The 7259-nt window shown below is 55.2% G+C and carries 7 protein-coding genes; 4 read left to right on the top strand and 3 right to left on the bottom strand.

The genetic code is table 11. From position 1 onward, the window contains the following. Positions 1–162: 162 nt before the first annotated feature. Positions 163–1332 (bottom strand): alpha-hydroxy acid oxidase, encoded by a 1170-nt coding sequence (locus tag ABD892_RS12360; RefSeq protein WP_345196037.1) that lies wholly within the window; start codon positions 1330–1332, stop codon positions 163–165. A gap of 34 nt (positions 1333–1366) precedes the next feature. On the opposite strand from ABD892_RS12360, the gene ABD892_RS12355 reads away from it, so the two are divergent. Beyond that, the gene (locus tag ABD892_RS12355; RefSeq protein WP_345196035.1) at positions 1367–1498 is read left to right on the top strand and encodes a hypothetical protein; all 132 of its coding nucleotides are present in this window, start codon (positions 1367–1369) and stop codon (positions 1496–1498) included. Here ABD892_RS12355 and ABD892_RS12350 read toward each other — a convergent pair. After that, positions 1480–1977 carry an ATP-dependent zinc protease family protein gene (locus tag ABD892_RS12350; protein ID WP_345196034.1) on the bottom strand — a complete coding sequence of 166 codons (498 nt, stop codon included), beginning with the start codon at positions 1975–1977 and terminating at the stop codon, positions 1480–1482. The genes ABD892_RS12355 and ABD892_RS12350 overlap by 19 nt on opposite strands. A 225-nt stretch (positions 1978–2202) precedes the next feature. Further along, positions 2203–3570: a branched-chain amino acid transport system II carrier protein gene (gene brnQ / locus ABD892_RS12345; protein WP_345196032.1), complete on the bottom strand. Its 1368-nt coding sequence runs from the start codon at positions 3568–3570 to the stop codon at positions 2203–2205. A gap of 259 nt (positions 3571–3829) precedes the next feature. On the opposite strand from brnQ, the gene ABD892_RS12340 reads away from it, so the two are divergent. From ABD892_RS12340 to ABD892_RS12330, 3 genes are all read left to right on the top strand, one after another. Continuing rightward, on the top strand, positions 3830–5149 hold the full coding sequence (locus tag ABD892_RS12340; RefSeq protein ID WP_345196031.1) for a Na+/H+ antiporter NhaC family protein: 1320 nt from the start codon (positions 3830–3832) through the stop codon (positions 5147–5149). Between the two features lie 51 nt (positions 5150–5200). Beyond that, positions 5201–6658, top strand: a complete 1458-nt coding sequence (pyk, locus tag ABD892_RS12335) for a pyruvate kinase (RefSeq protein WP_345196028.1) — start codon at positions 5201–5203, stop codon at positions 6656–6658. Positions 6659–6851: 193 nt separating this feature from the next. Continuing rightward, the gene (locus tag ABD892_RS12330) at positions 6852–7241 is read left to right on the top strand and encodes a sulfite exporter TauE/SafE family protein (RefSeq protein WP_345196027.1); all 390 of its coding nucleotides are present in this window, start codon (positions 6852–6854) and stop codon (positions 7239–7241) included. Positions 7242–7259 lie beyond the last annotated feature (18 nt).

Below are 7259 nucleotides of genomic sequence, written 5' to 3'. Positions count from 1 at the left end.
CGTTTTGTGCAAAAACTGTACTCTGTTGCCAAAAGTACGGCCAGCTTGCTCACATTCCCAAGGTTAAGCGGGATTTAAGGCCCAGGAAGACGACTGGAAACAATACGACAAATGTAGTATTGGGATGGCTTCTATCAGCTACCCCGGCTGTATTGGTGGGCCTCAGGTGAAACAGCGTATTTTCTGGACGGAATCAGAAACGAGGTTGTGTTGGCCAACCTGATTGATATCCCGCTCCCCCAGCATGCCCATGGTCAGCGTCAGATCATTCCGGATGATCTCCAGTGTTTTGGTGACACCAGCTTGACCGCAGGCACCCAGTCCGTAGATATAGGCGCGGCCTATATGCACACCTTTGGCACCAAGGGCGATGGCCTTGAGTACGTCCTGTCCTGAGCGAATACCGCCATCCAGGTGCACTTCCACTTTCCCGTTGGCAGCCTCAAGGATTGACGGTAAAACGCTGATCGTGGACGGCGCGCCATCCAGTTGTCGTCCTCCGTGGTTGGAAACCACGATAATGTCCGCACCGGCGTCGATGGCTTTCGGCACATCCTCCGGGTCAAGAATGCCTTTCACGATCATGGGGCCGTCCCAGCGGGTGCGGATCCATTCCAGATCCTTCCAGGTGAATGCGGCGTCAAACTGTTCAGTGATCCAGCTGGCCAGCGAGCTGAGGTCAGAAACCCCTTGGGTGTGGCCTACCACGTTGCCAAAGCTTCGCCGGCCTGTCCCTATCATATTGAGGCACCACCGAGGGCGGGTGATGAACTGATACAGGGTTGAGGGCGTGATCTTTGGCGGCGCACGCAGGTTGTTCCGGATATCCTTGTGCCGTTGACCCAGGAGCGTCAGGTCAAGGGTCACCACCAGTGTTTTGCAGCCTGCAGCCCTGGCGCGCTCAAGCAGGCGCTCACTGAAAGACCGATCCTTCAAAATATAGAGCTGGAACCAGAAGGGTTTTGCTGTATGGGTCGCAACATCTTCCAGAGAACAGGTGCTCATGGTGGAGAGTATGAAGGGAATGCCGAATGCTTCGGCCGCCCTGGCCGCCAGAATTTCACCGTCTGCATGCTGCATGCCGGCGATTCCAACCGGCGCTAGGGCGACCGGCATGGTGACGTCCTCTCCCGCCAGTGTGGTCGTCGTTGTGCGGTTGGTGATGTCGATGCCGACACGCTGCCGAAAATGGATGGACCTGAAATCCCGCTCATTCTGGTGATACGTGCTTTCCGTCCAGGAACCGGCGTCTGCATAGTCATAGAACATGCGTGGGACACGTTTCCTGGCCAGAGTACGGAAATCCTCGACCGAGCAGATTTTATCCAGCATAACCGTGTTTTCAGATCAATGAATAAGGGGAGCCATGCTATTCCCTGTGATCATGGCGATTTTCCTGTTCCTGCTGTCTCGCATGACGGATGTATTCACTTTCCTGATGCCTACCGCTGTCGTTTTTTCAACCGCAGAGCCAGTCTTTTACTCGATCAGTGATTGACTGGGTCCGGGCATTGCCAGCCCGCTCAGCATCAGGTCGTGATTGCGGGCGATGTGGGTTTGGCTGCTATCGACGATGGCATTGCCTTTCAGGAAGTTACGGCCCAACAGAACCGGGAACATCAGCTGATTGCTATTCATCAGTGTGAAGTCAGTCAGCAGGTCAATATCACCCAGTGTGACTTTCATCCTGACACTGGGGTTTATGGTGCTACGCGAACCACCGTGGCGCTGTGCACGGGATCGGTTGGATACCGGTAAGGTCAACGTTTGTGATTGGCTGGTGGCGTCAACCGGACTGCTGATCTGGAATCGTACCCAGCGGCTGCCGTCTCGGTCGAACTCAACAATATGGTCTGCTGACAGAAAAGAGGTGGTTGAACCCGTGTCTATCAGGGCGTCCAGAGTTAGGTTGGCCGTGTGCAGGAAAACGGACTCGACGCAGCCAATAACAGGAAGCCCGTTAATGGTTGCTGACATCTCGATCGTATCTCTAGACGTTTTGATATCCGGTGGAGGGCAAACCTGATTGGTACCTACCAGGTGTGTCCGTTCAGGTGGAAATGCGAGATGGGGTGGCTTGCCTGGCGAGTGGTGCGGAGACGTGTTCTGGCTGTTTTGGCAGCCTGCTATCAATAACAGGCAGGCTGTAACGGTCAATATGTTGCGATAGCGTGTCATAGAGGGCCTGCAGGCAAAGCGTGTTTACTGGCCGGAATCGGACTCTGCCCGGGACTGGCGATCAGTGCAAAGAAAGCCAATGAGGCTGGTGACGACCAGACTGACAATGGCAGGTAGCACCCAGCTCAAATGGAGTGAGAATCCCGGCAGACTGTTCAAGGGTAAAAGGTAGTACTCCATGGCCCGATAGGGTAGTACATGCAGTCCGTCGGCAATACCGCACAAGGCAACGAGCAACAGGGTGAAACGTGCTGATAGTTTAGGCGCCGGTAGCCATTCACGGATCAGTGCCAGCAGGATAAGAATCATAGCGACCGGGTAAATGGCCAACAGGACGGGAATATAAAACTCAATTAACTGGTCCAGGTTGATGTTGGCCATTACCACGCAGGCGATCGTAATGGCGGTTACCAGGGAAAAATAGGAATAGCGGGGCCAGAGTTGTTCAAAGTATTCAGCGACGGCGGTGATGCAGCCGATGGCGGTGGTCAGGCAGGCGAGGGTCACAATGGCGGCAAGGATGAGTATGCCCCATTGGCTGAACTGGTATTCAACAAAGGTAGTCAGGATTTGTCCGCCATTGCTGGCGTCAGGCGCAAGCACCCGGCTGGTGGCCCCAATGTTGAACAGTGCGATGTAGACGAGGGAGAGTCCGATAGCGGCAATAACGCCTGTGGCAATACAGTAGTGGGTCAGCGCTTTCCGACCGGTAACACCATGGGAGCGCAGGTTGGTGATGATGACAATCCCAAACATCAGGGCCGCCAGGGCGTCCATGGTCATATAACCGTCAAGGAATCCCTGGATAAAAGCCGTTGCCTGGTAGTCTTCAAACGGTGGGCCAGGCTCGCCGGCCGGATTGATGAAGGGGGCAACACCAAGCACAAGTAATAAGAGTATCAATGCCGGTGTGATGATTTCGCCGACAGTTTCCATGAGCTTGCCTGGATACAGGGAAAACCACCAGGCAATGGCAAAAAAGACCAGAGAGAACAATAGTTGCTGTGCATCGCTATTACTGTTTTCGGTATCAAGGAAAGGGGTAATGCCAATCTCGAAGGAGACCGCCGCCGTTCGCGGAACCGCATAGAGGGGGCCAATCAGTAGATAGATAATAATGCCGATCAGGGCAATCAGCCGGGGAGGGAGATCCTGTGACAGGTCGTTGAAGCCTCCCCCCACCCGCGCCATGGCAATGATACCCAGTAACGGCAGGCCAACGCCGGTAACGAGAAATCCTGCCGCCGCTGACCAGGCTTCAGTGCCGGCCAGTTGTCCGGAGAGCACCGGGAAAATCATGTTGCCGGCTCCGAGGAACAGGGCAAAGGTCATGAATCCCATGGCCAGCAGGGCCTTTCCGGTCAGAGTGTTAGGGGTGGCGGGATGTTCCATAAGCGTGCAGCATTGATCATCAATCGAATGTTCACTAAGTATTAGTCATAAGACGGACAATTCCATGTTGAAGTTCCAGTCTTGGAAAAATAATACGCAATCAATGACGGTAGATACCCGGTGTAACTGGCTGGTTTTGGGTGGTTTACGTAAATCGCCCAGTTGTATCAGGGTGTGTGCCGGATACAATGCGACCTTTTATTTTACGGCCCGGTGGATGGCGTTTCGCTGATCATTACAGGTCTGAACGAGGATATTGATGACACAGCCTGCACCCAATCCCCGAGCGCTACTGCCCCTGCTGGTTTTCCTGGGCGTGTTTTTTGGAAGCGGTATCTACTATTCCCTGGCCGGCGTGGAGTTCGCGTTTTACCAGGTCAAGGCGCCGGTGGCGGCATTACCAGCCATCATCATCGGTATGTTGATTGGGCATGCCCGGCTGAATGAACGCATCCAGCATTTTCTGCAGGGGATTGGTGATATCAACATTGTCACCATGTGTATGGTGTATCTCCTGGCAGGCGCCTTTGCCAAGGTCACCAGTGCCATTGGCGGCGTAGATGCCACGGTTGCCCTGGGGCTGTCCGTTCTGCCGGAACAGTTGCTGTTGCCGGGGCTGTTTCTGGTGGCGGCGTTTGTATCCACCGCCATGGGTACATCCATGGGCACCATTGCTGCGATCACGCCAATTGCGATCGGGATCAGTCAGGCAACTGGCCTTTCTCCGGCCCTGTGTGCGGGCACGGTGGTGGGTGGCGCGATGTTCGGCGATAACCTCTCCATCATTTCTGATACGACTATTGCTGCTACCCGCACCCAGGGCTGTAGCATGCGCGACAAGTTCCGCCTGAATGCCCGCATTGCCATACCGGCTGCCTTGTTGACGATGGTACTTTTGTTCATCCTCGGTCATGGGGGAAGTGCACCGGCAGCTACCGAATTCAATGGCTGGTTGGTGTTGCCTTATTTGCTGGTGCTTGGGCTGGCGGTCAGTGGCATGAATGTGCTGGTGGTGTTGATGGTGGGGATTCTCTTTTCCGGTTTTCTGGGGATGCTGATCAAGGATGGCTATTCCATGGCAATCATGGCCGATAACATCTACCTTGGCTTTGAGGGCATGCTGGAAATCATGGTTTTGTCCATGTTCATTGGTGGGTTGGCTGCGGTGATGCGTCATGAGGGCGGCCTCGTCTGGTTGACCGGTTTTATTCAGTCGCTGGTCGGGCGCTTCCAGCGACTGCAGGGCCGGGCAGGCGAAATCGGTATTTCCCTGTTAGTGTCTGTCTGTAACCTGTTTACGGCCAACAATACCGTGGCCATTCTTATCAGTGGCTCTGTCGCGCGGGATATTGCCGAAAAGAATGCCATTGATCCCCGCCGTTCGGCCAGTTTGCTGGACATGTTTTCCTGTGTCGTGCAGGGCATTATTCCCTGGGGCGCGCAGCTGCTGCTGGCCGGTTCTATTGCTGGCCTGTCACCACTGGCACTGGTGGGTGACAGTTATTACCCGTGGATATTGGCGCTGTGCGCGACAGGGGCGATCCTGTCCGGTTATCCCCGGCTGGAGAAGCGTCAGTAAGTGGGCACGGGTGTTGCGGTTTATCGAGGTCTTTGAGCAAGGAGAGTTGCCATGTCGGAAAGAACGGTTGCAATGCCGAGGCGAACCAAAATTGTCGCTACGCTGGGGCCGGCGACGGATGATCAGGCGGCACTGACCGCGTTGATTGAAGCCGGGGTCAATGTTGTCAGACTGAACTTTTCCCATGGCACGCCGGAAGAGTTACAGCAGCGGGTTGATCGCGTACGCGAAACGGCTTCACAACTGGGGCGGGCGGTGGCGCTCATGGGGGATCTGCAGGGGCCAAAGATTCGTATAGCCCGTTTTGCCAAGGGCGGTATCACCTTGGCTGAAGGCGATCACTTTATTCTTGATGCGGATGTGGATAAGACTGCCGGTGACCAGCACCGGGTGGGCCTGACCTATGAGGCCCTGCCCAATGACTGCGCCACTGGCGATATGCTGTTGCTGGATGACGGGCGTATCACCATGCGGGTGGAACGGGTGGATGGCCGTCAGATTCATTGTCACGTGGTTAACGGTGGCGAACTGACCAATAGTAAAGGGATTAACCGGCAGGGAGGTGGTCTCTCGGCGCCTGCGCTGACAGACAAGGATCGTGATGATATCCAGACTGCTGCCAAGTTGGATCTGGATTACCTGGCAGTCTCTTTTCCCCGTTGTGCGGCGGATCTGGCGCTGGCGCGTCAGCTGTTGCACGATGCGGGTGGTGAAGCTGCCATCATGGCCAAGATTGAACGGGCCGAGGTGGTTAAGGATGAAAAGGTGCTGGAAGAGGTCATTCTTGCATCCGATGCAGTCATGGTCGCCCGTGGCGATTTGGGCGTTGAGATCGGGGATGCCGAGCTGATCGGAGTTCAGAAAAAGATCATTGCTGAAGCCCGTCGTTTGAACCGGCCTGTGGTCACTGCCACCCAGATGATGGAATCCATGATCACCAACAGTCTGCCGACCCGGGCCGAAGTGTTTGATGTCGCCAATGCGGTGCTGGACGGCACCGATGCCGTCATGTTGTCTGCGGAATCAGCGACAGGCGCCAACCCGGGACGCGTAGTTGAAGCAATGGGCCGAATTTGTCTCGGCGCTGAAAAACAGCCCGCGACCCAGGTCTCAACCCATAGAATGGCGTTCTCATTTGAGCGGACGGATGAGACGATCGCCATGTCAACCATGTACGCCGCCAACCATCTGCAGAGTGTCAAGGCGATTATCTGTCTGACAGAATCGGGTTCCACACCATTGTGGATGTCCCGCATCAACTCGCGGTTGCCGATTTTTGCGCTGACCCGGCAGGAATCCACGCGTCGTCGGGTCGCCCTGTACCGCGGGGTTGAGGCGTTCGTTTTTGATCCAACGATTTACACCTCCGGGCACGAAGTGAACGCTGCCGCCGTTAAGATCGTACGGGATGCGGGTTACCTGGAGGATGGTGACCAGGTCATCATGACCAAAGGGGATACGCTGGCGGTTGTTGGCGAAACCAATACCATGAAAATCCTGACCGTATAAGTTAAGAGGCCCCCTGCAGCGCAGGGGGCTGGTTATTACGGTTGATACTTGCAGATAGTCCCGTCCTGCCTCATCCTTTTCCCCGCCCTGATGAATCCCGTGCATTGATGATATCCGGTTGCCGGTCTTGCATGACGGAACAAATGCAGCCTGCCTTTCCTGAGTGTTGCTCACCCTGTTGATGGAACAAACGATGTATGAACTGACCCTTGTAAATGTCACAGCGCTGTTACTGGCAGGTATCGTAGCAGGATTTATCAATACCCTGGCTGGGGGCGGCTCTATGTTGACCCTGCCGGCATTGATGTTGATGGGGATGCCTGCTGATGTGGCGAATGCGACCAACCGGGTGGGTGTCGTCATGCAGTCCCTGACGGGGATGCAGGGGTTTTATCGTGAGAAACGGCTTGAAGCTCCTTCCATGATGGCGGTTGTGGTGCCGACATTGCTCGGCTCTCTTGTTGGCGCCTTCGCTGCTGCTTTTCTGCCAGAAGTTATTTTGAAGCCGGTACTTCTGGGTAGCGGTGTTTGTCAACATAGTTGTCGCCCCAACTCAAGCCGCTTTCTTAAGTTGATCAGCTGAAGATCTGTCGGGATTAAG

Source organism: Kistimonas scapharcae (assembly GCF_039540975.1).
Taxonomy (GTDB): Bacteria; Pseudomonadota; Gammaproteobacteria; order Pseudomonadales; family Endozoicomonadaceae; genus Kistimonas; species Kistimonas scapharcae.
The sequence above is the reverse complement of the archived record's forward strand: the minus strand, read 5'-3'. Positions and strand labels throughout refer to the sequence as shown.